Source organism: Actinomadura fulvescens, assembly GCF_039533225.1.
Classification (GTDB): domain Bacteria; phylum Actinomycetota; class Actinomycetes; order Streptosporangiales; family Streptosporangiaceae; genus Spirillospora; species Spirillospora fulvescens.
In genome coordinates this window covers 397351-422466 of the sequence record NZ_BAAATD010000007.1, presented here as the reverse complement: position 1 = coordinate 422466, position 25116 = coordinate 397351, and the positions used below count along the sequence as shown (strand labels likewise).

Annotated in this window: 23 protein-coding genes and 1 pseudogene; 11 read left to right on the top strand and 13 right to left on the bottom strand. The window is 68.7% G+C overall.

Annotation, left to right across the window (positions count from 1 at the left end):
• Positions 1-57: 57 nt before the first annotated feature.
• Positions 58-2295, top strand: a complete 2238-nt coding sequence (locus ABD333_RS26975; protein WP_344545281.1) for an MMPL family transporter — start codon at positions 58-60, stop codon at positions 2293-2295.
• On the opposite strand, the gene ABD333_RS26970 is transcribed toward ABD333_RS26975, so the two are convergent.
• Genes ABD333_RS26970 through ABD333_RS26945 form a run of 6 tightly spaced genes read right to left on the bottom strand, consistent with a single transcriptional unit; the run spans position 2269 to position 8250 of the window.
• On the bottom strand, positions 2269-3126 hold the full coding sequence (locus ABD333_RS26970; RefSeq protein WP_344545280.1) for an SDR family NAD(P)-dependent oxidoreductase: 858 nt from the start codon (positions 3124-3126) through the stop codon (positions 2269-2271). The two genes, ABD333_RS26975 and ABD333_RS26970, sit on opposite strands and share 27 nt — an antisense overlap.
• Entirely contained in the window at positions 3123-3884 is a 762-nt protein-coding gene (locus ABD333_RS26965) for a class I SAM-dependent methyltransferase (protein WP_344545279.1), read from the bottom strand. Before ABD333_RS26965 ends, ABD333_RS26970 begins: the two co-directional genes overlap by 4 nt.
• A 40-nt stretch (positions 3885-3924) precedes the next feature.
• A complete protein-coding gene (locus ABD333_RS26960; protein ID WP_344545278.1) occupies positions 3925-5481 on the bottom strand; it encodes an amidase in 1557 nt (518 codons plus the stop codon).
• Positions 5482-5493: 12 nt separating this feature from the next.
• Positions 5494-6858, bottom strand: coding sequence for a pyridoxal phosphate-dependent aminotransferase (locus ABD333_RS26955; RefSeq protein WP_344545277.1), 1365 nt, complete (start codon positions 6856-6858; stop codon positions 5494-5496).
• The gene (locus ABD333_RS26950; protein ID WP_344545276.1) at positions 6851-7249 is read right to left on the bottom strand and encodes a PPOX class F420-dependent oxidoreductase; all 399 of its coding nucleotides are present in this window, start codon (positions 7247-7249) and stop codon (positions 6851-6853) included. The genes ABD333_RS26955 and ABD333_RS26950 overlap by 8 nt, the downstream gene beginning before the upstream one ends.
• Before the next feature lie 53 nt (positions 7250-7302).
• Positions 7303-8250: a phytanoyl-CoA dioxygenase family protein gene (locus ABD333_RS26945; RefSeq protein ID WP_344545410.1), complete on the bottom strand. Its 948-nt coding sequence runs from the start codon at positions 8248-8250 to the stop codon at positions 7303-7305.
• Between the two features lie 262 nt (positions 8251-8512).
• Here ABD333_RS26945 and ABD333_RS26940 point away from each other — a divergent pair, with 262 nt between their 5' ends.
• The 5 genes from ABD333_RS26940 to ABD333_RS26920 all read left to right on the top strand — a co-directional run bounded on the left by ABD333_RS26940 (position 8513) and on the right by ABD333_RS26920 (position 14776).
• Positions 8513-9457 (top strand): phytanoyl-CoA dioxygenase family protein, encoded by a 945-nt coding sequence (locus ABD333_RS26940; RefSeq protein WP_344545275.1) that lies wholly within the window; start codon positions 8513-8515, stop codon positions 9455-9457.
• Positions 9454-10440 carry a TIGR03621 family F420-dependent LLM class oxidoreductase gene (locus tag ABD333_RS26935; protein ID WP_344545274.1) on the top strand — a complete coding sequence of 329 codons (987 nt, stop codon included), beginning with the start codon at positions 9454-9456 and terminating at the stop codon, positions 10438-10440. The genes ABD333_RS26940 and ABD333_RS26935 overlap by 4 nt, the downstream gene beginning before the upstream one ends.
• Before the next feature lie 45 nt (positions 10441-10485).
• Entirely contained in the window at positions 10486-12033 is a 1548-nt protein-coding gene (locus tag ABD333_RS26930; protein ID WP_344545273.1) for a carbamoyltransferase C-terminal domain-containing protein, read from the top strand.
• Positions 12030-12845: a sulfotransferase gene (locus ABD333_RS26925; protein ID WP_344545272.1), complete on the top strand. Its 816-nt coding sequence runs from the start codon at positions 12030-12032 to the stop codon at positions 12843-12845. The genes ABD333_RS26930 and ABD333_RS26925 overlap by 4 nt, the downstream gene beginning before the upstream one ends.
• 107 nt (positions 12846-12952) lie before the next feature.
• On the top strand, positions 12953-14776 hold the full coding sequence (locus ABD333_RS26920) for a TIM-barrel domain-containing protein (protein WP_344545271.1): 1824 nt from the start codon (positions 12953-12955) through the stop codon (positions 14774-14776).
• Positions 14777-14779: 3 nt separating this feature from the next.
• Here the strand turns inward: ABD333_RS26920 and ABD333_RS26915 are convergent, their stop codons facing one another.
• Together ABD333_RS26915 and ABD333_RS26910 are read right to left on the bottom strand one after the other, a co-directional pair.
• Positions 14780-15748, bottom strand: a complete 969-nt coding sequence (locus ABD333_RS26915; protein ID WP_344545270.1) for an NAD-dependent epimerase/dehydratase family protein — start codon at positions 15746-15748, stop codon at positions 14780-14782.
• A gap of 214 nt (positions 15749-15962) precedes the next feature.
• The gene (locus ABD333_RS26910) at positions 15963-16562 is read right to left on the bottom strand and encodes a superoxide dismutase (protein WP_344545269.1); all 600 of its coding nucleotides are present in this window, start codon (positions 16560-16562) and stop codon (positions 15963-15965) included.
• Between the two features lie 328 nt (positions 16563-16890).
• On the opposite strand from ABD333_RS26910, the gene ABD333_RS26905 reads away from it, so the two are divergent.
• Complete coding sequence (locus ABD333_RS26905; RefSeq protein WP_344545268.1) at positions 16891-18453, top strand: DHA2 family efflux MFS transporter permease subunit; 1563 nt, start codon at positions 16891-16893, stop codon at positions 18451-18453.
• A 63-nt stretch (positions 18454-18516) separates the two neighbouring features.
• Here the strand turns inward: ABD333_RS26905 and ABD333_RS26900 are convergent, their stop codons facing one another.
• Positions 18517-19083 carry a hypothetical protein gene (locus ABD333_RS26900; RefSeq protein ID WP_344545267.1) on the bottom strand — a complete coding sequence of 189 codons (567 nt, stop codon included), beginning with the start codon at positions 19081-19083 and terminating at the stop codon, positions 18517-18519.
• A gap of 94 nt (positions 19084-19177) precedes the next feature.
• Positions 19178-19771 (bottom strand): annotated as a pseudogene (locus ABD333_RS47595) (protein kinase domain-containing protein); the annotation flags it as partial.
• A 188-nt stretch (positions 19772-19959) separates the two neighbouring features.
• Here ABD333_RS47595 and ABD333_RS26890 point away from each other — a divergent pair.
• The 3 genes from ABD333_RS26890 (at position 19960) to ABD333_RS26880 (ending at position 21343) form a co-directional block, all read left to right on the top strand.
• Positions 19960-20244: a hypothetical protein gene (locus ABD333_RS26890; protein ID WP_344545265.1), complete on the top strand. Its 285-nt coding sequence runs from the start codon at positions 19960-19962 to the stop codon at positions 20242-20244.
• A gap of 536 nt (positions 20245-20780) precedes the next feature.
• Entirely contained in the window at positions 20781-20936 is a 156-nt protein-coding gene (locus ABD333_RS26885; RefSeq protein ID WP_344545264.1) for a hypothetical protein, read from the top strand.
• A gap of 2 nt (positions 20937-20938) precedes the next feature.
• A complete protein-coding gene (locus ABD333_RS26880; RefSeq protein WP_344545263.1) occupies positions 20939-21343 on the top strand; it encodes a hypothetical protein in 405 nt (134 codons plus the stop codon).
• Between the two features lie 5 nt (positions 21344-21348).
• Here ABD333_RS26880 and ABD333_RS26875 read toward each other — a convergent pair whose 3' ends face one another.
• From ABD333_RS26875 to ABD333_RS26865, 3 genes are all read right to left on the bottom strand, one after another.
• Positions 21349-22587, bottom strand: a complete 1239-nt coding sequence (locus ABD333_RS26875) for an MFS transporter (RefSeq protein ID WP_344545262.1) — start codon at positions 22585-22587, stop codon at positions 21349-21351.
• Between the two features lie 158 nt (positions 22588-22745).
• On the bottom strand, positions 22746-22958 hold the full coding sequence (locus tag ABD333_RS26870) for a hypothetical protein (protein ID WP_344545261.1): 213 nt from the start codon (positions 22956-22958) through the stop codon (positions 22746-22748).
• A 75-nt stretch (positions 22959-23033) separates the two neighbouring features.
• On the bottom strand, positions 23034-24296 hold the full coding sequence (locus ABD333_RS26865; protein WP_344545260.1) for a YncE family protein: 1263 nt from the start codon (positions 24294-24296) through the stop codon (positions 23034-23036).
• 163 nt (positions 24297-24459) lie between these two features.
• On the opposite strand from ABD333_RS26865, the gene ABD333_RS26860 reads away from it, so the two are divergent.
• Entirely contained in the window at positions 24460-25116 is a 657-nt protein-coding gene (locus ABD333_RS26860; protein ID WP_344545259.1) for a TetR/AcrR family transcriptional regulator, read from the top strand.

Sequence of the window (25116 nt, the reverse complement as noted above, 5' to 3'; positions counted from 1 at the left end):
CCTCAGGTCCCCTCGACGGCAGGCTTGCTGAGCGAAATCCAGCCTGTGAGGAGCCTGATGAGCGTGCTCGCCCGGTGGTGCTTCCGGCACCGCTCCATTGTCATCGGCGCCTGGCTGCTGCTCTTGGCGGCTCTCGGGGGCACCGCTCTCTCGGTCGGCTCGACGTTCTCGGACAGGTACTCGCTGCCGGGAACCGAATCGTCCAAGGCCACCGAACTGCTGGCGACGCAGTTCCAGAGCAGCTCCGGCGACAGGAACACGATCGTGCTGCACACCGAGGGCGGCACGGTCACCGACCCGGCCGTCCGGGCGGGCGTCGACGCCGCGCTGGCCCAGATCGCCAAGGTGCCCGAGGTCGGCGCGGTGGTCAGTCCGTTCAGCCGGCGGGGATCGGCGCAGATCAGTCCTGACAGGCGGACCGCGTACGCGACGGTCACGTTCACCACGCAGAGTCAGAGCCTTGACACCGCGAACATCCAGAAGGTCGTGGACGTCGGCTCGACGTTGCGCAGCGACACGCTGCGGGTGGAGTTCGGCGGGGCGGCGATCGGCCGGCTCGACAAGCCCTCGACGTCGACCGCCGAACTGGTCGGCATCGTGGCCGCGGCGATCGTCATGCTGTTCGCGTTCGCGTCGCTGCTGGCGACGGCCATCCCGCTCGTCGCCGCCGTGCTCGCCCTCGGCAGCGCGCTCTTCTGCATCGATCTGCTCACCCACGCGATGAACATCGGCACCACTGCCCCGATCATCGCCGCGTTCGTCGGCCTGGGCGTCGGCATCGACTACGCCCTGTTCGTCGTCGCCCGCTACCGCAACGGCATCCGCGCCGGGCTCGTGCCGGAGGAGGCCGCCGTGGTGGCCATGAACACCTCGGGCCGGGCGGTGGTGTTCGCCGGCGGTACGGTCGCGGTCGCGATGCTCGGCCTGCTCGTTCTCGGGGTCGGGGTACTGTCCGGCATCGCGCTGTCGGCGGCGATCATGGTGGCGTTCGCCGTCGCCGTCGCCGCGACCCTGCTGCCGGCCCTGTTCGGGGTGCTGGGGACGCGGGTGCTCAGCCGGCGCCAGCGCGCCCGGCTCCGGCGTGAAGGGCCGAGGGCCGTCAATTCATCGGACGGATGGGCCCGCTGGGCGGAGTTTGTGCAGAGGCGGCCGGTATCGCTGACGTTCGTCGCGACGTTCATCATGGTGGTGCTGACGATCCCGTTCTTCTCGATGCGCCTCGGCTCCTCCGACGCGGGCAACAACCCGGCCGACACCACGACGCGCAAGGCCTACGATCTGCTTGCCGAAGGGTTCGGCCCCGGTCACAACGGCCCGCTGCAGCTCGTGGCGAAGGCGCCGTCCGCGCAGGCCGCGGCCGGCCTGGCCCGGCTGGAGCAGGCCCTGAAGAACGTCCCGGGAGTGGCGTCGGTACAGGCCGGGCCGGCCGTTCCCGGCGCGACGGTGAGAACGCTGCAGGTCACGCCCACGACGTCGCCGGACTCCGAGCAGACGTCCGACCTCATCGATACGCTCCGCGACCACGTGATTCCCGGCTACGAGAAGCACGGACTCACCGTGTACGTGGGCGGCCAGACCGCCGTCTTCAAGGATTTCGCGTCCGTGGTCGGCGCGAAGATGCCGCTGTTCGTCACGATCGTCGTCCTGCTCGGGTGCCTGCTGCTCATGCTCGCGTTCCGCAGCCTGGTCGTGCCGCTCACCGCGGCGGTGATGAACCTGCTGTCGACCGGTGCCGGGTTCGGCGTCGTGGTCGCGGTGTTCCAGTGGGGCTGGGGTTCGGAGGCGCTGGACGCGGGCTCGGCCGGTCCGGTGGAGTCGTTCCTGCCCGCGATGATGCTGGCGGTGCTGTTCGGGCTCTCGATGGACTACGAGGTGTTCCTGGTCAGCCGTATCCACGAGGAATGGCTGCACACCGGTGACAACGACCTCGCCGTCCGGCGCGGGCAGGCGGCCACCGGGCAGATCATCACCGCCGCCGCGATCATCATGATCTGTGTGTTCATGGCGTTCGTGTTCGCCGGCATGCGCACCATCGCCGAGTTCGGCCTCGGCGTGGCCGTGGCCATCCTGCTCGACGCCCTGGTGGTACGCACGATCCTCGTCCCGGCGGTCATGCAGTTGTTCGGGAAGTGGAACTGGTACCTGCCCAAGGCGATTGACCGGCTCCTCCCCCATGTGTCCGTGGAAGGAGCCGCTGTGTCCGTGGAAGGAGCCGCCGGCCCGCCGGCCCGCAACGAACCGGACCTCCGGACAGCCGACCGGCGCGCCTCAAGCTCGGTCGACTCCGGACAGTGACCCTCCTCCGCAGACGGTGATGACCTGCCCGGTGATGTAGGCGGATTGCTCGCTCACCAGGAATTCGGTGACTTTGGCGACGTCTTCGGGAGTGCCGATACGGCGGAGCGGAACGTGCGCCGCGGTCGCGTCGCGCCACGATTCGAAGCCGCTTCCGAGCTGGACGACGGTGCGGTGGGTGACGATGAAGCCCGGCGCGATGGCGTTGACCCTGATGCCGTCAGGGCCCAGCTCGGCGGCGAGAACCCGGGTGTAGTGGCTGGTGGCGGCTTTGGCGATGCTGTATGCCGCGAGCCTTCCCGACGGGTGAACCCGGGTCGCCGCCTGCGAGCTGATGTTGACGATGCGCCCGCGCCCGCGCTCTCGCATGACGGCGGCCGCGGCCTGGCACGTGAACACCGTCGTGGTGAGATTGCCGCTCAACTGCTGCCGGTAATGGTCTTCGGGCATCCGGGAGGCGCGAGTGTCCAAGGGCTGTGAGCCGCCTTCGTCTTGCGGTGCGTTGCCGGGCGAAGCCGCGGTGCCACCGGCGCAGTTGACCAGGATGTCCAGGCCGCCGAGGACGGCGACGGTCGTCCTGACGGCGTCTTCGGCCTCGTTCCGCATCGTCAGATCGGCCTCGATACCGGTCGCCTCGGTGCCGTAGGCGAGGCACTCGTCGACGACTGTGGGCGCGGACAGTTTCTCGCCGAACTCGGCCGCGGAGTTCAGGTTCAGGTCCGACACCGCGACGCGGGCGCCCAGGCGGGCCAGGTGCAGCGCGCAGGCTCGTCCGATCCCCCGGCCCGCGCCGGTGACCAGCGCCACCTGGCCCGTCAGCGGCGTGCTCATCGATTGCCGTTCGGGCCGCGTTTGCGCAGGGCGCACACGTAGTAGGACGCACGCTCTTGGAACAGGCGGTCGATCTCCCATCCCGTTTCGCTGAGGAGTTCCTCTACTTCCGGGAGCGTCAGCCGCAGGAAGTCGAACCACTCGGTGGTGTGCCCGCGGTAACGGATGCGCATCCGGCGATAGCCCGCGTAGCGTCCGGCGTTGATGTTGCGGCGCAGGTACGCCCTGCTGGACTCGTCGTCCATGACATCGTCCGCTCCGCCGTTCCCCAGCAGGATCACCCCGGACTGTGTGGTGAGCGTGTGGAGCCGCTGGAGCGAAGCGACCACGCCCTTGGGAGTGCCGAGGTAGCCGGAGCTCAGGCCGAGCAGGAGGGCCGTGTCGAATCTTCCGAACCGGTCGTCCAGACCTTCCAGAGACAGCTGCCGCACCTCGCGCAACCCGCGAATCTCGCACACTTCCACGGCTCCGGGCGAGGCGTCGATTCCCATCACGTCGATGCCCTGCGCCTGCAGGTAGAGGGAGTGCCTGCCGGCACCGCATCCGATGTCGACGACCCGGCCATGGGCGAGCTTGATGGCTTCGCGTTCCGCCTGACACCACTCGTCGTAGGGCGCGAAGAACCGCGCCGGTCCCGATCCCAGGCTCACATGGCCGTCATCCCGTTCGATGATCTCCCAGGTGTGGCAGTCTTCCAGGTAATCCAGCATTTGCCGGCCGAAGGGGTCGTCGCGCCGCTGGGCTTGCTCGGGGTCCATGGTCGCCTCGTGTGCCAGATTCAGGGGCGGTGTGTCGGATTCAGGGGCGGGCGGTGTCGGAGATCGGGGCGGGCGGCGTCGGGAAGCCGCCGACACGCTCCTCGAAGGCGCGGGCCACCCGCAGGACGCGGGCGTCGTCCCAGCGTTTGCCGACGAGCATCAGCCCGACCGGCAGCCCGTCACAGACGCCGCAGGGCACGGTGACCGCCGGATGCCCGGTGACGGAGAACGGGGCGGTGTTCACGCCCATGCGCATGGTGGCGGCCATGGATTCTTCGAGGGAGGCGTCGGGCGGAGGGATCGTGGTGGCCGTCATCGGAACGGTGGGCATGGCCAGCACGTCCGCTTCGGCAAGTGCGTCGTCATAGGCGCGAGCGAGCACGGGGACCAGGTTTTGTGCGAGCGCGTAATAGCGCCCGTGGTAGTGCTCAGTGAGGTACTCGCCCATCAGCCACAGCAGCTTGACGGTACTGGGCAGATCCTGCGGCCGCGTACGGAGCGCACCGGTGAACCGTCCCAGTAGCGCTGTGTCGTAATACCCTTTCCAGTTCGTACCGCAGGTGCCGCCGCGCAACATGTGCTGGGCGGCGCCTTCGTAGGCGATCGCGGTCCAGATGTCGTATCCGCTGCGGTGCGGTGGAATCGAGACCCGCTCGACGGACGCGCCTGCCTTCTCCAGCAGGTACGCCGCGTCCCGCACCGCCTCGTCGACGGCGTCCTGCGAGGCCGCGGGCCAGCCGAAACCCTCGTCGACCATCAGCACGCGGCATTGGCCCAGCGGCTCGGCGAGAGAGCGGGTGTAGGGCTCAGCGACCAGGCCGGGCGGCTGGCGCGGGTCGAACCCGTCGGTACCGGCGATGGCCTCCAGGAGCGCGGCCACCCCGGCGACGTCCCGTCCCATCGGGCCGATGTGGTCCAGGGTGATCTCCAATGGGAAGACGCCCGTGTAGGGCACCAGCCCGTAGGTGCCCTTGAGGCCGACGATGCCGCACCAGGAGGCCGGCTCGCGCAGCGATCCACCCTGGTCGCCGCCGACGGCCAGGTCCACGTCCCTGTGCGCCACCAGCGCCGCGCTGCCGCCGGAGGAGCCGCCGACCGAACGGGCCAGATTCCAGGGGTTACGGATGGGACCGGTGTGGCAGGTGTGGCTGCCGCCCGAGAACCCGAGGTCCTCCCCCGCGGCCTTGCCGACGATGTGCCCGCCGGCGTCGAGCACCCGGGTGACGAGCGTGGCGTCGAAGTCCGGAACGTGTCCTTCGAGGAGGTGTGACCCGTTGGCCATCGGGACTCCGGCCACGGCGACACTGTCCTTGATCGCCACCGTCCGCCCGGCGAGCGGACCGTCGTCCGCGCCTCGCAGGGAGCACCGCCAGTACCAGGCGTTCAAGGGGTTCGTCTCAGGCGCGGGCCGGTGGCCGGGGGTGCGGGGACGGCTGGTGGCTGGACGGGGCGCGGCCATGCGTTCGACCTGGGTGTACGCGGGCAGCAGATCGAGGATCAGGTTCCGGTACGCCGAGAGGTCCTCCTCGGACAGACTGAGACCGCATCGCTCGGCGATCTGCCGCAGTTGGTCGGCCGCGGGAGGGTGCACCGGCATGCTGGCGCTCCTTTACAGATTCGAGAGGTCGTGCCCGGACATGACGGTGCGGTAGTCGTCGACCAGCCCTGCGGGCATCGGCATGGTGTAGCTGACGCCGATCTCGTGGAGCCGGGAGAACAGTTCCTTCATCCTCTGTTCGGTCTGCATGAGGATGATGCGCATCCATCCCTGGTCCTCGTGGTTGAAGGAGCGGGAGGTGGAGAGCTTGACGGAGGCGTCGCGGGCCAGCAGGAAGTCGAACAGCTCCACACCGCTGGGATCTCCGGTGAAAGAGAAGCTGGGCGGGGGCCGGAACAGGAACTTGTAGCCGGCGCTGGGCGGCAGCACCGCCTGCTCGGGCCAGCCCAGCTCGCGCAGCCCCTGCAGCGCGACCCGCAGCGAGCTCCCGATCTCCTTCTGCAGCCGTTCCCGGGCCGCGTCAGGGCGGAACCGCCGCAACGCCTCCGAGGCGGCGCGCTGGCAGAACTCAGGAATCATCACGCTGAACAGGGAGTTGTGGACGCGCAGGGTGTTGACCACCTCGGCGCATCCGGCCACCGCGCCGACCCGGAGACCCGGCAGCCCCAGTTCCTTGGAGAGCGACAGGACCGCCACGGCGATCTCCTGCGCGCCGGGTATCTCCAGGATGCTGACCGACCGGTGCCCCTGGTGCGTCGTGAACCAGCTGTCGTGATCGTGAATGACCAGGACCCGGTGCGCCCTGGCGATCTGCACGATCCGGCTCAGCTCACCGCGCCCGTAGACGACGCCGGTCGGATTGGCGGGAGAGTTGAGGTACAGGAACCGCAGCCGGTGCTCACCCAGCCGGTCGATGGTCTCCTCCAGCGCCGCCGGATCAAGCCGGTGGTCCGGGCCCAGCGGCACGCGCACCGGGGCGGCCCCGTTGCCGACGCTGATGCTCTCGACCGTGCTGAGCGCCAGCTCGGGCAGCAGAACGTACTCGCCGGCATAGCTGCGCGACAGCGCGTCGAACGCCTGCGACGCCCCATTGGTGATCATCAGCTCGGTCCGGTGGTCGACCTCGACGCCGAACTGCCTGGCCAGCAGCCCGGCCATCGCCTCGCGGAGCTCCAGGAGCCCGAACGAGGAGGGATAGTTGCGCGCGGCGGCGGCCGAGGCGGTCATCGCGTCCAGCGCGGACTCCGTAGGGCCATAACCGTCGAAGAACGGGTAGGTGGAGTCGGTGCCGGCGTCCAGGAACTCGCGTCCCCGCGTCCGTGCCCGCGAGGCCATCAACCTCTTGAGAACGAGATGGCGGCTCTCGGTCAGCCCGGCCGAGCGTCCACGCGTCAGATGCGGGCTCACCCCGCCCCCGAGCACTCTCCCGGAGTCAAGGCGCGCATGGCGAAGGCGGTGCCGCAGGAAGTCAGTCATGGTGGTGGTAGTGAACGCTGAGCGGGGTTATCTCCAAGATGATTCGTGGCGGGTCGGTGTCGATATCCGAATAGTCTCTGCCGACGTACTTACGGGAGAGCCGGTGCACATGCTCTACCGCACCGTCTTCGATCAGCCGCCCGATGCCACGGATCTGCACATAGGTCGACGGATCGTCACGGTCGCGCACGCTCAGCGCGACCCTGGGATCGCGCAGCACGTTGTGGTATTTGACGCGCCCCTTGGCCATGTTGATACGGACACGGTCGGCGACGCGTTCCACCCAGACGACGGTGCTTTGTGGCGAGCCGTCCGGCATCAGCGTGCACAGGTGTCCGTAGTTGGCGCCGTCGAGCAGCGGCCTGACTTCCTCCGAAAATCGCACGACCATTTCGTTGCCTCATAGAGGGTGCGGGGGCATGGGGCGTGTTCCGCGGGCGCGCGTCAGCGAAGACCGCTGCCTCCGCGAGTTTTCGCGGAGTAGCCGCTGCGCACCGCGGCCTCGGTGGCCGCGTACTCGGCGGCTTCCACGGAGTCAGACCATTCAGCTCCGTACATGACGCGAACGTGCTCACCAGAAGGCGGTAGGTAATAGCGATACAGGTCGTCGTACTGACCGTCGTTTCCAGGAAGGACGCCGAGCAGCAACCTGCGCCGCGGCGACATGCGGCTGAGCGTTTCGTCGTCGAGCCGCGCGTAATCCTGCGGGCGGCACCACAGCTGGGCATACCGGATGATCACACTTCGCCTGATCTGGCCCGACAGGTTCGGCGCCACGGCGTGCCACAGCGACCAGGGGAAGACTAGCGCGTCGCCGGCGGCGGCGAGGATCTGCCGGCGGGGACCTGCCGCCGCGTCGGGCCCGCCGTCGGGGAACCGGCGCCGGTGACTCCCGGGCACGACGACCATGTTGCCCGAGTCGGGGCCGGCCACGTCCGTCAGGAAGAACTGCACCTTGAGCTGGAGCACCGGCTCGTCCGCGTGCGGCAGGAAGCGGCGGAACCCCGGGCCTCCGTCGGTGTGCAGGCGCAGCAGCGCGCCGGGGTGCGGATAACGTACGAACGCTTCGGTGCCGACGACCTGCAGGTAGGGGCCCATCAACCCCAGGAGCCGCCCGAAGACGCCGGGGTGGTCGAGTAGACGATCAATCGCCGGCGTGAAGGAAATGGCCTGCTTGACCATCAGGTCGCGCTGGTTGCCGGACAATCCGAGATAGCGCCTGCGCTCGGATATCGGCAGCCGGGAGAAGTGGCTGCTCAGTCCGTCGACCGCCTCCCTCAACTCCATCACCTCAGCGTCGGTCAAGACCGACTTGATCTGCAGGTATCCGTTGGAGTCCCAGTGGACGCGCTCCTCCTGCGTGAGGAGCGCAGGGGAATCTTTGCCACTCACGGCGATTCGCCCTTCATCGCTTTGGTCGCTGTAATCGCTGGAGTCTACACATCGCCATGACAGGGGCAAGTGGCCTCAGAGAGGGACAACCGGCATGTCCGGCAGCGGACACTCACACGCAAGCCACATGGACTGATGAGCATGCCAAAGATAGACTTCACAGAGTTAATTACCGTATTTGACCGTGTCCTAAACAACCTTACCCGTGGTACCGGAATCTATTCGGTCATACCGAAACACAGAACTACTGGGGAGGCTGATTATGGCGTTCGTGCCGGCGTCCGAGAACAAGGCCATGAAGTTGAGTGCCGAGGACGAACGACTACTGCCGGGCGAACGCGATGTCGCCTTCTATCGTGAGCATGGCTGGTATCTGTCAAAGCGACTGCTCTCCGATGGCGAAGTGGACGAATTGGCGGAGGCGGCCACCGCGTTCTGGGCGGGCCACCGCGATCGCACACTGCCTCGCCGCCCTCCCAACCTCACCTATTGGGAGCCCGCCCACGGTGACGTCTTCCGCAACAACGACTACATCTGTTACGAGAGCGCCACCATCGCCCGCATCCTGATCACGCCGATCATCGGAGCCGTCGCCGCGCGGCTCGCCCGGACCACCCAGATCAGGTTGCTGAACAGCACGCTCTGGTACAAGCCGCCCCTCCCCGAGGAGCCGACCGGCACAGTGCCCTGGCACCTGGACAAGGACTACTGGCAGAACCACACCTCCGGCGAACTGCTGACCGCCTTCGTACCCCTGCACGACTGCCCGGAGGAAATGGGCACGCTCACGATGGTCGACGGCAGCCACAGGTGGCCCTACTCCCCCAACGACGACGGCAGCAGGCACTTCAGCGAACGCGATCACGCTGCCCTGGAACAGATGCTCAAGGACGGCGCGCGGGCCGGCGGCGCCGAAGTGCACAAGATCCCCGTCCACATTCCCAAGGGCCACATGACGTTCCACCACTGCCGCCTCTACCACGGCAGCGGCCCCAACTACAGCTCACGGCCGCGCATGTCGGTCGGCCTCCACCTGCAGGACCGCGACAACCGCTGGCGTGAACATCGCCTGGCCGACGGGCGCTCGCTCACCTACAACCATGACGTGCTCGTCAGAAAGACTCCCGAGGGGCACCCGGACTATGCCGATCCCGAGTTCTGCCCCGTTCTGTGGGAGGGGTCGCTCCACGCTCCGCCCGCCACATGACCGGCCCGGCCGGGGTCAACGACGCGGCAGGCGGACGGCGGTTCCGCTTCGGTGTGATCGCCAGAGACCTGCACACCGCGGCGCGGCTCGCCGCCGGCGCGCGCAGAGCCGAGGAGCTCGGATACTCGACGCTCCTGATGCGCGACCATCTCTCGGCCGGCTCCCTGGGCAGGAGCCTGGCGCCCCTGACCGCCCTCATGGCCGCGGCGTGCGCGACGCGGAGGCTGCGTGTCGGCACCCTCGTCCTCGACAACGACCACCGTCATCCCGCCGTCCTGGCCAAGGAGGCGGCGACCCTGGACGTGCTGTCGGAAGGCCGGTTCGAGCTCGGCCTGGGCGCCGGGTGGATGCGCTCCGAGTACGCCGAGGCCGGTATCCCGTTCGACCGCGCCGGGGTGCGGGTGGAACGGCTGGAGGAGGCGATCGCGGTGCTCCGCGGGCTCCTGTCGGGCGACCGCACGTCTTTCGCGGGGCGGCATTACACGATCGACGGCCTGCGGAACTTCCCGTGCCCGGTGCAGCGCCCCCGCCCGCCCTTGCTGGTGGGCGCCGGAAGTCCCCGGATGCTGGCCCTCGCGGGCCGCGAGGCCGACATCGTCGCGATCGCGGCGCCCGCGCTGGCCGACGGCACGCTGTCGAACGATCCGCGCGAGCGGTCGGCGGACGGGGTGGCGCGCAAGGTCGCCCGGGTGAGGGAGGCGGCCGGCGGCCGGTTCGCCGACATCGAGCTGTGCCTTCCGGCCACGGTGCACCTTGTCACGGACCGCCGCGTAGCGGCCGAACGGCTCGCGGCCGAACGCGGATGGGGCGCCTCCGCCACGGACCTGGTGCTCGACATGCCCTCGTTGTTCTTCGGCACCGAGGAGGACGTCGCCGAACAGATGCGCGAGCGGCGCGACCGGTACGGGATCTCCTACTACGTCGTGCCGGACCAGGACATGGAGGCCTTCGCACCGATCGTGGAACTCCTCGCGGGGCGCTGACGGCACAGGAAGGCGGGACATGGACGACGGCGCGGGTGAACGGCCATGAGGGTGCTGGCACTCAAACCCGGCCACGACGGGGCCATCGCCTACGTCGACGACGGCAGACTGGTGTTCTCCCTTGAGGGCGAGAAGGACTCCTTCCCCCGCTACGCCCCGGTGACCGAGCGCACCATCACCCGGGCCCTGGAACTGGCTCCCGGCTTTCCGGACGTGATCGCCACAGGCGGCTGGCACAAGCCGCTGCCGGGCCTGCGCGCGGAGATCGGGGCGGGCTATTACGGCCTGCGTCCCGGGACGGTCCGGGAAGGACGCCTGTTCGGTGAGCCGGTCACGATGTTCACCTCCACGCACGAGCGCTCGCACATCCTGACGGCCGTGTCGATGGCGCCCGGCGCGCCCCTCCGTGACTGCGCCGTCCTGGTCTGGGAGGGCAGGATCGGGGCGTTCTACCTGTGGCGCGACCACGGCGCGGACATCATCCCCGTCAAGGTGCTCGACCGGCCGGGCGCCAGGTACGCCGCGCTCTTCGCGCTCGCCGACGAGGGTTATCCCGACCACGGTACCGAGTTCGACCCGGCCTTCGCCGGGAAGCTCATGGCACTGGCGGCCTACGCGACCGAGGACCTGGACCCCCGCGAACGGGGGGCCGTCGAGGAACTGCTGCGGATCGAGGTGCCGCCGTTCAACAAGGGCGCCTTCCGCGGCAGCCGCCTCTACAACGCCGGCGTCCACACCCCCGTGACACACGCCGCCGCGCGCTACCTGACCGATCGGATCTTCGCGATCTACCACGAGGCCGCGGTACGGGAGCTGCCGAGGGGCCTTCCGCTCGTGATCTCCGGTGGCTGCGGCCTCAACTGCGAGTGGAACCGGCGATGGCGCGAATCGGGCCTGTTCAGCGACGTCTTCGTTCCACCCTGCGCGAACGACTCCGGGTCGGCGATAGGCACGGCGATGGACGCCGCGGTGTTCTTCGGTGACCCGTGCCGCCTGGAATGGGACGTCTACGCCGGTGACGCCTTCCACCATGACGTCGAGCCGTCGGCCGAACGGTGGCGGACGCGGCGCCTCGTCCACGGAGAGGTCGCCCGGGCGCTCGCCGCCGGCGCCGTGGTGGCCTGGGTCCGGGGGCGTTACGAGATCGGTCCGCGGGCGCTCGGGCACCGGTCGCTGCTCGCCGCGCCGTTCGACGCCCGCAGCCGCGACGTGCTCAACCGGATCAAGGGCCGCGAGGACTACCGGCCCGTCGGCCCCTGCTGCCGCCACGAGGAACTCCACGAATGGTTCGACGACGCGATCGAGGATCCCTACATGCTGTACGTCAGCCCCGTCCGCACCTCCGCGCTTCCCGCCGTCACCCACGTGGACGGCTCCGCGCGCGTCCAGTCGGTGCGGGCCGCGCAGGAGCCGGCGTTGCACCGGCTGCTCACGGAGTTCCGGCGGACGACCGGCTACGGGGTCCTGTGCAACACCTCCCTGAACTTCCAGGGCCGCGGCTTCGTCAACACCATGTCCGAGCTCGTCGCCTACTGCGAGCTGCGAGGCATCGACGAGATCGTCGTGGACGACGTCCGGTACTCGCGCCGGTGAGCGGCCGGACGGAGTTCCTCGCCGGGCTACCCCTCGCCCCAGAGACTCTGCCTCGCCCACTGCCGCCCCCGGGGCCGCGCGACTTCGTCATCTGCGGATGCCCGAAGACCGGGACGACCCTGCTCGCGGCCACGCTGTGGCAGCCGCCTCGCGTCGTGGTCTGCTCCGAGCCCTGGGACGGCATGCGGATGCCTCCCGCCACCCTGTTCGGCTCGCTGCGCCGGGAACTGCGTACGGGACGGCTCGGCCGCGGCCGGCTGGACGTGCCGCACCTCCTCGCCGAGCATGAGGTGCGCTGGACCGAGGACGGCGAGCGTCCGGTACGCGTCATGGTGGACGACGGGCACCTGCTGGGCGTGAAGTGGCCGGCGTTCTGGCGCTACCTCCCTCTTCTGCCGGACACCAAGTTTCTGGTCTGTCTGCGGCATCCGTACGAAGTGGTGCACTCCTTCGAATACTCCAGCCCCACCTTGCGCGAGGGCTACGACTACGACACCGCGTTCAACCGCGCCCTCAACGCCCGGCTAGCCGAACACCCCGACACGGCCGTCCGCCGGGTCAAGCTGTACGACGCGGTGAACGCCGAGATACTGCGCCACCTCGGCCGCCGGAACGTCTTACCGGTGCGGCACGAGCGCTGGTACTCCGAGCCGGACGCGCTAGTCGATGAGGTGGCCGGGTTCCTCGGCGTCGAGCTGGCCCCTGGTCTGGTACGGCTGCGCCGTCCGCGGGGCGGGGACGCGCCGGAAGTCCGCGATCTCGTCCGGACGCACTGCACCACCGCCCATGCCCTCGGCTACACCCTCGACTAACCCAGCCCAACCGACCAACCCAGGCCAACCGACCAACCCCGACCGACCCCGACCGACCTGACCGACCCCGCGCGGATGGCCCGGCGGGCCGAGCTAAGGAGAAGGCCGTGCGCATCGAGCGGGCCGCGTTCCAGCTGCGGCTGGGCGCGCCACACGACCCCTACGTCCACCTGGACCTGGAAACCTTCACCCAGCCGCTGCTCGTGACGTCCGGCCTGGACACGCTGACGGAGTACGACAGGACGGTCTCGCTGACCGACCGCACGATCGAGCGGCACGACCGCTTCGAACGCGTCACCTGGACGGCCAAGAGCACCCTCTGGGACAAGAGGTTCCACCTCGACGTCCACGCCGGCCACCTGGAGTACCACTACGAGGTCGCCGGGCACGGAACCGTCGACACCGTCCACTACTTCGAGGGCATCGACGACCACGGCTTCCGCCCCGACTTCGACCTGCTCAAGTACTACCTGGGCGGCGGCGGCCGCACGCCCCACAAGGAGTACGCCACCGGCTCGCCGGCCGCCTTCCGCACCGTGTTCTGCCCTGAGCCGACGTGCTTCGCCAAGCAGTACTTCCGGCCGCACGAGTACGCGGTGGTCAGCGTGACCACGGACATGGGGCACCACGGCGGGCATTTCATCGTCAACCCCGGGCTCACCTGCTTCGCCGTCGCGGCCGACGAGGGGCGGGAATGGCTGGCCATGGGCGTCCACGCCGCGCCCGGGGAGCATCTGTTCACCGACTACGAGTACGTGGGCGGCGAGGAGTTCGGGCTCACGCTCAAATGCTGGGGCGCCCGGACGGTCGACGGCTCGCTGCACCTTCCGAGCATCGTCCTCGTGCCGGGGAGGACGCTCGACGCGGCACTGCGCGGCTACGTCGGCGTGCTGCGCCGTTCCGGAGCGGCACCCAGCGTCCGGCGCGAGCAAGCGGCCTGGTGGGACGCGCCCATCCTCTCCGGCTGGGGACACCAGTGCTACAAGGCCGACCTGTTCAGGATCCGCAGCCCGCGCGAGCGCCGCAAGGACAACGCCACCTACATGATGTGCACCCAGGCGTCCTATCTGGACTTCCTGGAACGCATCGACGCCCGCGGGGTGCCCTGGGGCACGGTGATCATCGATATCCGCTGGTTCATGGCCGGCGGCCTGAAGGACGTCGACATCGGCCGCTGGCCCGACCTGCGGGGCTTCGTGGACGGCTTGCACGCCAGGGGCAAGCGGGTGCTGCTGTGGTGGGGCGCCTGGGACCCCGAGGGCGTGCCCGCCGAGCAGTGCGTCCGCTACGAGCCACCGGTGGACGGGCTGCGCAACGAGCCCGGCAGGCTGGAGAAGTTCGGGATGCCCGTACCCGGCCAGAAGCTCGCGATCGACATCACCCTGCCGGCCGTCCGCGACCGGATCCGCGCGCAGGTCCGCAGGCTCCTCGGCGCCGGGCCGGACTGCTACGACGCCGACGGCTTCAAGATCGACTACGTGTCCGCCACGCCCGCGATCTACGGCCTGGCCTTCCCGGAGGGAAGCGGGCGCCTTCTCGGCGTCGAGGCGCTCAAGAACCTGCACGCGCTGCTCTACGAGACGGCCAAGGAGGTCAAGCCCGACGCACTGATCAGCGGCCAGTCACCTCACCCCTACTTCGCGGGCGTCCAGGACATGATCCGGTTCGGCGACACCTACACCCGGAACCCGGACTCGGTCCTCGCTGAGATGACCTTCCGCGCCGAGATGTTCCGCGCCGCCGACGACGGCTGGCTCCTCGACACCGGCTGCTGGCCCATGCCGTCGCGGCGCGCGTTCCGCGAGTACGTGCCGGAGCAGCCGCGCCTCGGCGTTCCCGGTCTCTACTACGCGACCCATCTCGACACCACGGGTGAGGCCCTCGACGAATCCGACTTCGCGCTGGTCCGAGCCTCGTGGCCGTCACCCTGACGGTCAGCCGATGACCTCCGGACGAGTGCCGCGGTGCCGGCGGAACCAGCTGACCGTTCGCCCGATCCCCTCATCCAGCGAGACCCGCGGCCGCCAACCCAGCAACTCGCCCGCCAGCGTGGTGTCCGGACGCCGTCGTTCCGGATCACCCGGAGGCCGCTCGACGAACTCGATGGCCGAGGCCGACCCGGTCAGCTTCTTGACCCGCCTGGCGAGCGCGAGCACCTCGACCTCCTCGGGGCTCCCGATGTTGACCGGGCCACGGTGGCCACGCGTCGCCGCCGCGAGGAGCCCGTCGATCGTGTCGTCGACGAAGCACAACGACCGGGTCTGGCTCCCGTCCCCGGCGACCGTGAGCGGGCTCCCGGCCAGGGCCTGGCAGATGAAGGTGGGCACCACCCGGCCGTCGCCGGCCCGCATCCGCGGGCCATAGGAGTTGAAGATGCGGACGATGACGGTGTCGACCCGGCGATTATCCCTATAGGCCGTGGTGAGGGCTTCGGCGAACCTTTTGGCCTCGTCATAACAACTGCGAGGCCCTACCGGATCGACATTTCCAGGATACGATTCTCGCTGCGGATGCTCATGCGGATCCCCGTAGACTTCCGAGGTCGACGCGAGCACAAACCGTGCCTGTTTTCGCGCGGCGAGTTCCAGTGCGTTCGTGGTGCCGTGACTGCCCGCGCGCAGTGTCGCGATCGGCAGCAGCCGATAGTCCGCCGGCGAGGCGGGAGAGGCCAGATGCATCACCAGATCCACGTGACCAGGCACGTCGAGGGCGACGCTGACGTCATTCCGCACGAGACTGAAGCCCGGATCAGGCCTCAGATGCCGGACGTTCTCCGGTGCGCTGGTGCAGAAATCGTCCACGCATACAACGTCCACCCCCCGGCGCAGCAGCGCACCGCACAGGTGCGAGCCGAGAAAACCGGCACCGCCGGTGATGACCGCACGCCGGAAAGGCAGCCTCATACCATCGACGATAACAGCGCAATTATCTCGCCCTACCGATCGACCGCTTGTGGTCGATCGAAATCGTTACCAAAGAAGCCAGGCGACATTCGACCCGGACTCCGCTTTTCGGGAGGGGCGGAATGCGGAGCGGCGCCCACCACACCCCGAGGGACCGTGTTCTGAGCATGATCCGGGTCTGGTGGGCGCCGCGGTCGGCGGGCCCGGTCCGCCGTCAGGCGCTCTTGGCGGCCGTGAGGCGGGCGGCGACGTCGTTCCAGTTGACGAGGTCCCAGAGCTTCTGGACGTAGTCGGGACGGACGTTGCGGTACTGCAGGTAGTAGGCGTGCTCCCAGGCGTCGAAGACCAGCAGTGGCACCGAGCCCATGCCGACGTTGCCGTGGTGGTCGTACACCTGCTGGACGATCAGCCTCTGGCCCAGCGGCTCCCAGCCCAGGACGCCCCAGCCGGAGCCCTGGACGGTCGCGGTGGCGGAGGTGAGCTGCTTCTTGAACGCGTCGAACGAGCCGAAGTGCTCGTCGATGGCGGAGCCGAGCTCGCCGCCCGGACGGTCGCCGCCATCGGGCGAGAGGTTGTCCCAGAAGATGGTGTGCAGGACGTGGCCGGACAGGTTGAAGGCCAGCGTCTTCTCCAGGCCGACCAGGCCGCCGAACTGCTCCTTGCCGCGAGCTTCTTCCAGCTTCTCCAGCGTGTCGTTGGCGCCCTTGACGTAGGCGGCGTGGTGCTTGGAGTGGTGAAGCTCCAGGATCTCGCCGGTGATGGCGGGCTCAAGAGCGGCGTAGTCGTAAGGAAGGTCGGGAAGCGTGTAGGTCATACGGGCCACTATTGCAAACAGTTCGCAGTTGCATCAACCATGCAGCAGAGGCTCGTGTTAGGCTGCGAGCCGACTTCTCACCGTTGGGCATTGCGCCTCGCCAACCAGCTTCACCCGGGTCCCGATGACACGGAGAAGGTGGAGGTCACTCACCACATCCTGGAAAGGATGTCCTGTGGTGGTGGCGACGCGCGTCGACCCTTCCGGTTCTTCCGGAGCCCCACGTCACCACCCCGCAGGCAGCTCCCTCAGGGAGGTCTCCGGAGTGCCGGAAGTCAAGTCCGCAGAACGATCAGCCACGCGTCATCCATGGCTGGTTCTCGCAATCATGTCCATCGGCTTCTTCATGTCGTTGCTCGACGGATCCATCGTCAACGTCGCCGTTCCCACCCTCATCCACGACCTCGACGCCTCGTACGACCAGGTGCTGTGGATCATCGACGGCTACCTGCTCGTCTTCTCGGTGCTGCTGATCACCACCGGACGGCTGGGGGACCTGTTCGGGTACCGCCGGCTGTACGTGATCGGGATCATCACGTTCACCGTCGGCTCGGTGCTCTGCGGCCTGGCCGGCGCACCGGCCTGGCTGCTGGTCGCCCGGCTGCTGCAGGGCCTGGGCGGGGCGCTGCTGTTCCCGCAGGTCATCTCGTCGATCTTGACGATCTTCCCGCCGGAGCTGCGCGGCCGCGCGTTCGGCCTGTTCGGCGCGATCGTGGGTTTCGCGCCGATCACCGGCCCGGTCATCGGCGGCCTGCTGCTCGCCCATCTCAGCTGGCGCTGGATCTTCTTCATCAACGTCCCGATCGGGATCGTCACCGCCGTGCTGGCGCTGCGGTTCGCGCCGCCCATGCGCTCGGGCCGCACCCACCGGCTCGACCTGCTCGGCGTCGCGCTGGCCACCGCCGGGCTGAGCGGCATCGTGTTCGGGCTGATCGAGGGCGAACGCTACGCATGGGGCACCATCACCGGGCCGATCAGCATCCCCGCGGTCATCGTCGCGGGCGTCGTACTGCTGGCGGTGTTCGTCCTCTGGCAGCACCGGCAGCGCGGCGAGCCCGTCATGCCCTTGTCCCTGTTCGGCGCGCGCGACTTCGCGGTCGGTAACTGGGTCGGGTTCGTCTTCCAGCTCGGCATGATCGGCATCATGTTCGCGCTGGTCCTGTACCTGCAGATGGCACGCGGGTACTCGGCGCTGGAGACCGGCCTGGTGGTGCTGCCGAACGCCGTGCTCACCGCGGTCGGCTCGGCGTACGCCGGGCGGCTGTCGGACAGGTTCGGTGGCAAGTACATCCTGATGACCGGGCTCACCCTGCTGGCCGTCGGCCTGCTGGTGCTGGTCGCCATGACCGGGCCCACCAGCAGCGCGTGGAGTCTGCTGCCCGGCCTGATCATCATCGGGGTCGCCAGCGGCGCCACGTTCGCGCCGTTGCAGCAGGCCACCATGAACGGCGTCGACCCCAGGCTGGCCGGAGCGGCATCGGGAGTCTCCAGCACCATCCGGCAGGTCGGCGGTGTCCTCGGCACCGCCCTTCTGGGTGCGCTGCTGTCGGCCCGCCTGTCCGCGACCCTGCACAGCGAGGCCGAGAAGCGTGCCGGCCGGCTGCCGGAGAGCCTGCGCGCCCAGTTCGTCGACAACAGCGCCGGCGCCGCGCACGACTACAGCCCCCCCACGCCGCCCGGCGGCCTGGACCCCGCCACGACCAGCCTGTACGAACGGGTCGCCGCCGACACGTTCGCCACCGGCTTCGTTGACGCCATGCAGACCACCCTCGTGGCGTGTGCCGTGGTCCTGATCGCGGCCGCCCTGTTCTGTTTGCTGTTCAGCCCACGCGACAAGCCGACGACCACGCCCGCTCAAGACCGGAAAGCCGAGACCACACCGCAGGAGTAAGCCAGCAGGCTGAAACGTCAATGGAGCTGGGTCCGGACGGAGTCTGATCCGTCCGGATCCAGCTCATGAGTCGCGGTGCAGGATGCCGCCATGCTTGACCGGCGCGTTGGAGTTATCGGCAGGGCCCGTCTTCCATTCATAAACAACGCTGTCACCGCGTCGGAAGATCTTGATGTGGAAGACGCCCCCTGTCGTCTCCAGAGTGGCGGACCCGCCATCGCCGCGGACCGCTCGCAGGTTCTCGTTCCAGGCACCCCCCGGTACGGGTTGGCTGCCTTCATCGTCCGTGAAGAACCGTTGCCGAGCCGTGATTCCATTCTGATTGGTCTCTAGACGCACGGACTCGTTGGGCGGCTGGGTCTTGGTCAGCACCCCGACCCAATTGCCTCGCAGGGACTGCGGAACTCTGGCGGAATCCGACTCGGCCGGCAGGGAATTCACCGCCCACACGACCGCGCCCACCACGACGAGTACCACGAATGCCAGCATGGCCAGTCCCGGCAGGTTGGCGCGCGTCGCGTCTTTGTCTTCCGTCCTTGCGGCCTCGAATTGCTGCAACCTCGGTGTAATGGCCAGGAGCTTGGTCGTGCTGTGTTCGAGGAGCTCCTCGCTGGAGGTCTGGTAGGCCACGTCCGTTATATAGGTCCGGGCCTCTCTCGCACTCGGACGGGCCACCCGTGGCGGCGTGGACCACAGTGGCCGCCCAGGCCCACATGTCGACCGCCTCCGTGCCGGCGCCCGACGAGTTCCATCGCTCCGGTGCCATGTAGGCGGGCGAGCCGGCATTGGCCACCCGGGTTTCCTCAAGGAGGTGCGCCGTGCCGAAGTCGATCACGCAGGCGTACGCGTGACCGACCATCACGTTGACCGGCTTGATGTCCCGATGGACCACGCCCGCTTCATGGAGAATGACGAGATCAGTCAGAATGCAGACCGCTATCGACTCGATCTCCACTCGATCGAGGCCGTCCCGGATCAGGTCGCTCAGATTGCGGCCCTTGATGAACTCGGTGACCACATATGGCCGACCATCGTGCAGGTTCGCGTCCAGCACGCAGCCGACGACCCTAGTGCCCTTGAGGCGTGCGGCCAAGGCCAGTTCATCCTGGAGAATCTCTGCGGGGCCGACATTTTCTCTGCGCAGGAAATTCTCGATGAGCTTGACCGCCACCTTCTGCCCGTGAGGGGACAGCGCGAGATAGGTCCAGCCCTCGCCTCCGCGAGCAAGCCGCCTCAGAAGCTTATATGGTCCGATCGCCTTGGGGTCCTCGGGGCACAGGGCCGTGCCAATGGTCACGTGTTCGTCTCCGGGTGCCATCACGCCTCAAATCTCAAGTTTCGGCATCGTAGCGCTGACGGGCACCCGGAGTCATGAGTCGACAGCAGCTTGAACTATGGGCACGTTCCAAAGACGTTCCGGGTCTTGTCGGAGCCCGTGAGATTTTCACGGGAGATGGTGAAGCGGCGGCTGTGGCAACCTGAACGAACGGCGCCTACCGTCGGGGCATGGCCCTCAAACGCGCCGCCGTTCTGGTCGCAACGGCCCTGCTGACGACCTCTGTGCTGGTATCCCCGGCTCAAGCCCAGCCCGGCTGGTTCTGCCTGACGGCCACAGCGACTCAAACCGGGGACACGTACGCGTTGTCCAACACAGGCTGCACCGGTTCCGGCTTCTCCGATGTTCCGGTGCATGTCTGGTCCGGCCCGGCGGCAGGCAACTACCTGTGCCGCCAGGTGTGGTTCTCCCCCATGATGGCCGAGTTCGATGCCAGGGGCTGCGTTCGCACCTGATCACCCCTAGGGCCCTGTGTCGCCCGCGTGCGGACCCCAAAACCGACGTGAGATCCGGCCGTCGTGCCAGGATGATCACAGGTGCTCTGTGCGTGTGGAGGGTCTTATGAGTATGAGTCCGCGCGAGGACTTTCTCCGGCTCGTCAATGGGGTCGCCGACGGGGACTTCGACGCGTTGCCCGACCTGTACGGCGAGGTCACCGATGTACGGCACCCGATGGCGACGCCGGAGTCCGAGCCGTTGACGAGCCGGAACGCGCTCCGGGAGCACTTCACCGTCCCGCCCGAGGCTCGCGGCTCCTTGCCGAGAGGCGCGTCGTGGATGTCGTCGTCCACGAGACCACCGATCCCGAAGTCATCGTCGCCGAGTTCGCGTACGAGACGCGTACGCGATGACGGCCGACGGCGGCTCGGCGGACTCGCAATGGTCGGCGATGTCCCTGCCGCCGCAGGTGAGAGCCGCCGTGCGTTCGTGTTAGCGCACCTCTCCACCGGGTAGCCGATCAAGGACGGAACGTCGAACGGAGGAACCGGTGATGACCACGCCAGAGGACAACGGCTCGCGACCCGAGGCGACCGATCAGGCCCCGCGGCAGGAACCCCGTCCCGACCGCCTCCCCGCCGTCGGAGCGGCGCTGCGGGACGCGATGGAGGAAGCCGGGCAGGACAGCGGCGATCTGACCCGAGAGTGATCATGATGGAGTACGAGGCGAGGCGGACGATGCCCGCGGAGTGCCGGATCGTCTTCAATATCGCCGCGGATCCCACGACGTTGCACCGCTGGCTGCCGGGCGAGGTGGTGCCGGACATGGCCGAGGCGGAGACCCGTTCGTTCATCGCCAACAGGGACGGCACCGAGCGCGCCACGGGCGGTCCCCCGCCCGAACGGTTCGTGCTGGAGTGGTGCAGCCACGATCATCCGGAGTGCAGCAGCCGCCTCCAGGTCACCGACCAGGCGAGCGGCACGAGCGAGGTCGTGCTCCATGTCTGCTGGGACGGCGACCGGCCGCGCCGGGACGAGACGCAGCGTTCGCTCGAAGAGTCCCTTGACCGGCTGGGCGAAGAGGTGAACCGCCGGGTCACCGAGCCGGGCGACTGAGGGCCTCATGACCGCGTCCTGTCGGGCGAGCGCTCCACGGAAGGTGGCCGTGCGTCGTCGCGGACGCCGTCGCGACGGGCCGTGCGGTCGATGAGGACGGCCGGGATCGTGAGGAGTGCCAGGCCGGCGCCGATCAACGGTACGGAGGAGATGCCGGCGCCGAGGTTGAGTGCTCCTCCGGCGAGGACCGGGACCAGGCTGATGCCGAGCTGGAACGCCGACACGGCGGTGGCACCGGCGAGCGTGGGCGCCTGTGACGCGATGGAGAACACCCGCCCGTAGATGGCCGGGTTCAGCACGAACCCCGCGACCCCGAGGAGCAGGACGAGGGCGACGACGGCCACGGCGTGCCCGGCGGCGATGGAGAGGACGACGGAGCTCACCGCGATACCGATCGCGCCTGCCAGGAGCGCGGCATGGGGACGCCGGTCGGCGATCCTGCCTCCGATGGAGAGGCCCGCGAACGCGCCGACGCCGAACAGCGTGAGGATCACCGGGACCCAGACGGCGCCGAAGCCGGTGACATCGGTCAGGAACGCGGCGAGATAGTTGTAGGTGATCATGTACGCGGCGGTGCTCAGGATGGTGGCGGCGTAGACGACCCACAGGTGCGGACGCCGCATCGTGCGAAGCTCCCGCCGTACGCTGGGCTCCTGGCCCGTCCTGGTCGCGGGCACGGCGACCAGTGTCAGGACCGCACCGACGGCGGTGAGGACGACCACGGCCCAGAAGCCGCCCCGCCACCCGGTGAAGTGGCTGAGCAGCGCGCCGGCGGGCCCGCCGCCCACCATCGCCAGGCTGAGGCCGCTGACGACGACGCCGGAAGTACGGGCCGTGCGGTCGGGCGTGACGAGCCCGATCGCGGTGACCGCCGCGACCGCCCAGTATCCGGCGTAGGCGAGGCCGCAGAGGAAGCGGGTGGCCAGCAGCACCGCGTAGTCGTCGACGAGGAGCCCGGCCGCCACCGACGCGGCGAAGACGGCCTGCGTGGTCACCAGTGTCGTCCGGCGCGGCCAGCGCAGCGTCATGACGGCGAGGGGCGGGCCGCCGATGACCACGCCGATCGCGAACGCCGAGATCAACGCGCCGGCGGAGGACAACGTGATGCCCAGGTCGTCGGCGATCGCGGGGAGGACCCCGGCGAGCAGAAACTCCGCGCTGCCCATCGCGAAGAGGCTGAACGCGAGCAGGTACACCCCGAGCGGCAGCCTGCCGCGAACCTGCCGTGTGCTGGACGCGCTCACCGGCCCTGACCTCCGGTGAGCGCGCGTGACGCTGCTGGAACCCGCTCGGGACTGCACATGTGCGACTCTCCCTGTCCAACTGGACCGCCGTGATGGTGGCCCCACGTTGGAGCTGGTGGTGTCGCACGCACAACTTCTGTTGCTGATTCTGGGAAGAGTCAGCCCGGGGCCCGCAGCGCGAGGTGCACGCCGTTCAGGGAGAGGGTGAACTGGATCGTGACGTCGCCGTTGCTCGAACGCAGGGTCTCGGTCTCCACCTGCACGGCCTCGGTGATGCCGTCGACCAGCAGTTCGGCGTCGGTGCCGAGAAGGGGCGTCCAGGTGTTGGGCTGGATCGTCTGGGGGCCGCTGTCATCGACGAGGTCGCTCATGACTCCATTGTTACCGTGCGGACCAGGGCGCCCCGGCCCGCGGGGCGGGCCGGGGCGGGGGTGGGATCCTCGGGGTCAGCCGGTCGGGCCGGTCCAGTCCGCCGGGAGCCGGGCGACACGGACGCGCTGCGGGTGGTCGCCGACCGGAACGGACGTGATCTTCTGGCCGGTCGCGAAGTCGATCGCGGTGACCTGGTCGGCGCCGCTCTCGGAGATGACGCAGGCCCGGCCGTCGCCGCTGACGGTGGCCCAGTACGGCTTGGCCGCGCGCACCAGCGGCCCTTCCCGCAGGGTCGAGCGGTCGACCACCGTGGCGTAGTCGTCCATGGTCCCGGCGACGCACAGCTTGGTGCCCTGCGGGTTCATGGACATGCCGTGGTGGCGGGAGTCGTTGACGAACGTGGTCCGGTCGTCGCTGGTGCCGGCGTTCTTCGGCAGCACCTTCTCCCGGGTGATCCTGTCGGCGGCGACGTCGTACTCGAAGAAGCCGTTGAAGAACGACACCTGGAAGTACAGCTTGGACTCGTCGGGGGTGAACGCGACGGGACGTACGGCGTCCGAGAAGTCCTTGCGGCCGAACGCGTCCAGCCGCTGCCGAATGTCGATGACCTTGACCTGCCTGAACGTGGCGGCGTCGGCGATCGTGATCTTACGGTCGCCCTTGAGGAAGTCCTGCCAGGGCGCGTCGAAGTCGTTGTTGACCTCTCCGATCGACATGTTCCAGAGGTACTTGCCGTCGCGCGTGAAGACGTTCTCGTGCGGCTTGTCGCCGGTCTTGAACGAGCCGACCTGCTGACCGGTCCGGATGTTCAGCACGTGGACCGTGTTGCCGGTGGACGCCGACACCGCCACCCGTTCACCGTCGGGAGAGACGGCCATGTGGTCGGAGCGGAAACCCGAGACGGGGAACCGCCACCTGAGCGCGCCGGTCGCCGTGTCGATCGAGGCCACGTCGGCGAAGCTCGGCCGCGAGACGACGATCGCCGAGCCGTCGGGCGTGGTGTACAGGTCGTCGACGAACTGGTCGTGCCCTTCGCCGACGGTCTGGCGGATGCCGAGGAAGAACGCCAGCCGGACGGGGTTGAGGTAGATCTCGCGGAGCCGGTCGTTCTTGTCGGGGACGAGGTTGATGCGGCCGAGCTTGGCGAAGTCCCCGCGGGACCTGATGACGTCGGCGGTGCCTTCCCAGTTGTTGCCGACGAGCATCACCTCCTGCAGCGGTGCCGCGGCCGCGGGACTCGCGGAGCTCACGGAGACGGCGGCGCCGGTCGCCATGACGGCCGCCGCGGCGGCTGCGAGCAGGGATCTGCGCCGACGTGCCGGGATCAAGGAGAGCATGGGTTCCTCCAGGGCGTGGGGGGTGGAGGGAGGAACGCTGGGCGTCCCCGCCAACTCTGAATATCGCCATATTCAGACTTGGTTACTGGATGGTAGGCAGGCGGGAGGCCCACCACAAGGCCCGATCGGGGAAAATCAGGAAGAGGCGGAACGGAGGACGCGCGTGGCGGGACGGATCACACCGGCTCCCGGCCGGTACGGGGGCAGGTCGGCGGACGAGCGGCAGGCCGAGCGCCGCAGGCGGTTCCAGGAGGCGGGCCTGGACCTGTTCGGCGCCGGGCCCGGCTACCGCGCCACGAAGATCACCGACGTCTGCAAGGCCGCCGGGCTCTCCACGCGGCAGTTCTACGAGGAGTACCGCACGCTCGAAGACCTGCTGGCCGAGCTGCACCTCTACGTCAACGACATCGCCGAGCAGTCCGTCCTGGCCGTGCTCCCCGGCCTTGAAGACCTCTCCCCCGCCGACCGCTACACCCGGCTGTTCCGCGCGTACGCCGCCGGGGCCACCGCCGACCCCCGGCACACCCGCATCGCCTTCGTCGAGATCATCGGCGTCAGTCCCCGGCTGGACCGCCAGCGTCTCGACCGGCGTGCCCGCTGGATCGACTTCCTCGGCGAACAGGCCCGCGAGGCCGCCGAGCGCGGCGAGATCCCCGCCCGCGACTACCGCGTCACCGCCGCCGCGTTCATCGGGGCGATCAACGGCCTCATGCACGACTGGGCCGTGGGCTGGGTCGACGCCACCCTCGACCAGATCATCGACGAGCTTCTGCAGATCCTGCTCGACCGCCTGCACGTCTCCCCAGCCCCGCGCACCTGA

Excerpts from the sequence above, each read along its gene's own strand:
- ABD333_RS26975 (WP_344545281.1), top strand. The coding sequence starts at position 58 with ATGAGCGTGCTCGCCCGGTGGTGCTTCCGGCACCGCTCCATTGTCATC.
- ABD333_RS26970 (WP_344545280.1), bottom strand. The coding sequence starts at position 3,126 with ATGAGCACGCCGCTGACGGGCCAGGTGGCGCTGGTCACCGGCGCGGGC.
- ABD333_RS26965 (WP_344545279.1), bottom strand. The coding sequence starts at position 3,884 with ATGGACCCCGAGCAAGCCCAGCGGCGCGACGACCCCTTCGGCCGGCAA.
- ABD333_RS26960 (WP_344545278.1), bottom strand. The coding sequence starts at position 5,481 with ATGCCGGTGCACCCTCCCGCGGCCGACCAACTGCGGCAGATCGCCGAG.
- ABD333_RS26955 (WP_344545277.1), bottom strand. The coding sequence starts at position 6,858 with ATGACTGACTTCCTGCGGCACCGCCTTCGCCATGCGCGCCTTGACTCC.
- ABD333_RS26950 (WP_344545276.1), bottom strand. The coding sequence starts at position 7,249 with ATGGTCGTGCGATTTTCGGAGGAAGTCAGGCCGCTGCTCGACGGCGCC.
- ABD333_RS26940 (WP_344545275.1), top strand. The coding sequence starts at position 8,513 with ATGGCGTTCGTGCCGGCGTCCGAGAACAAGGCCATGAAGTTGAGTGCC.
- ABD333_RS26935 (WP_344545274.1), top strand. The coding sequence starts at position 9,454 with ATGACCGGCCCGGCCGGGGTCAACGACGCGGCAGGCGGACGGCGGTTC.
- ABD333_RS26930 (WP_344545273.1), top strand. The coding sequence starts at position 10,486 with ATGAGGGTGCTGGCACTCAAACCCGGCCACGACGGGGCCATCGCCTAC.
- ABD333_RS26915 (WP_344545270.1), bottom strand. The coding sequence starts at position 15,748 with ATGAGGCTGCCTTTCCGGCGTGCGGTCATCACCGGCGGTGCCGGTTTT.
- ABD333_RS26910 (WP_344545269.1), bottom strand. The coding sequence starts at position 16,562 with ATGACCTACACGCTTCCCGACCTTCCTTACGACTACGCCGCTCTTGAG.
- ABD333_RS26905 (WP_344545268.1), top strand. The coding sequence starts at position 16,891 with ATGTCCATCGGCTTCTTCATGTCGTTGCTCGACGGATCCATCGTCAAC.
- ABD333_RS26890 (WP_344545265.1), top strand. The coding sequence starts at position 19,960 with ATGGCCCTCAAACGCGCCGCCGTTCTGGTCGCAACGGCCCTGCTGACG.
- ABD333_RS26885 (WP_344545264.1), top strand. The coding sequence starts at position 20,781 with ATGACCACGCCAGAGGACAACGGCTCGCGACCCGAGGCGACCGATCAG.
- ABD333_RS26880 (WP_344545263.1), top strand. The coding sequence starts at position 20,939 with ATGATGGAGTACGAGGCGAGGCGGACGATGCCCGCGGAGTGCCGGATC.
- ABD333_RS26870 (WP_344545261.1), bottom strand. The coding sequence starts at position 22,958 with ATGAGCGACCTCGTCGATGACAGCGGCCCCCAGACGATCCAGCCCAAC.
- ABD333_RS26865 (WP_344545260.1), bottom strand. The coding sequence starts at position 24,296 with ATGCTCTCCTTGATCCCGGCACGTCGGCGCAGATCCCTGCTCGCAGCC.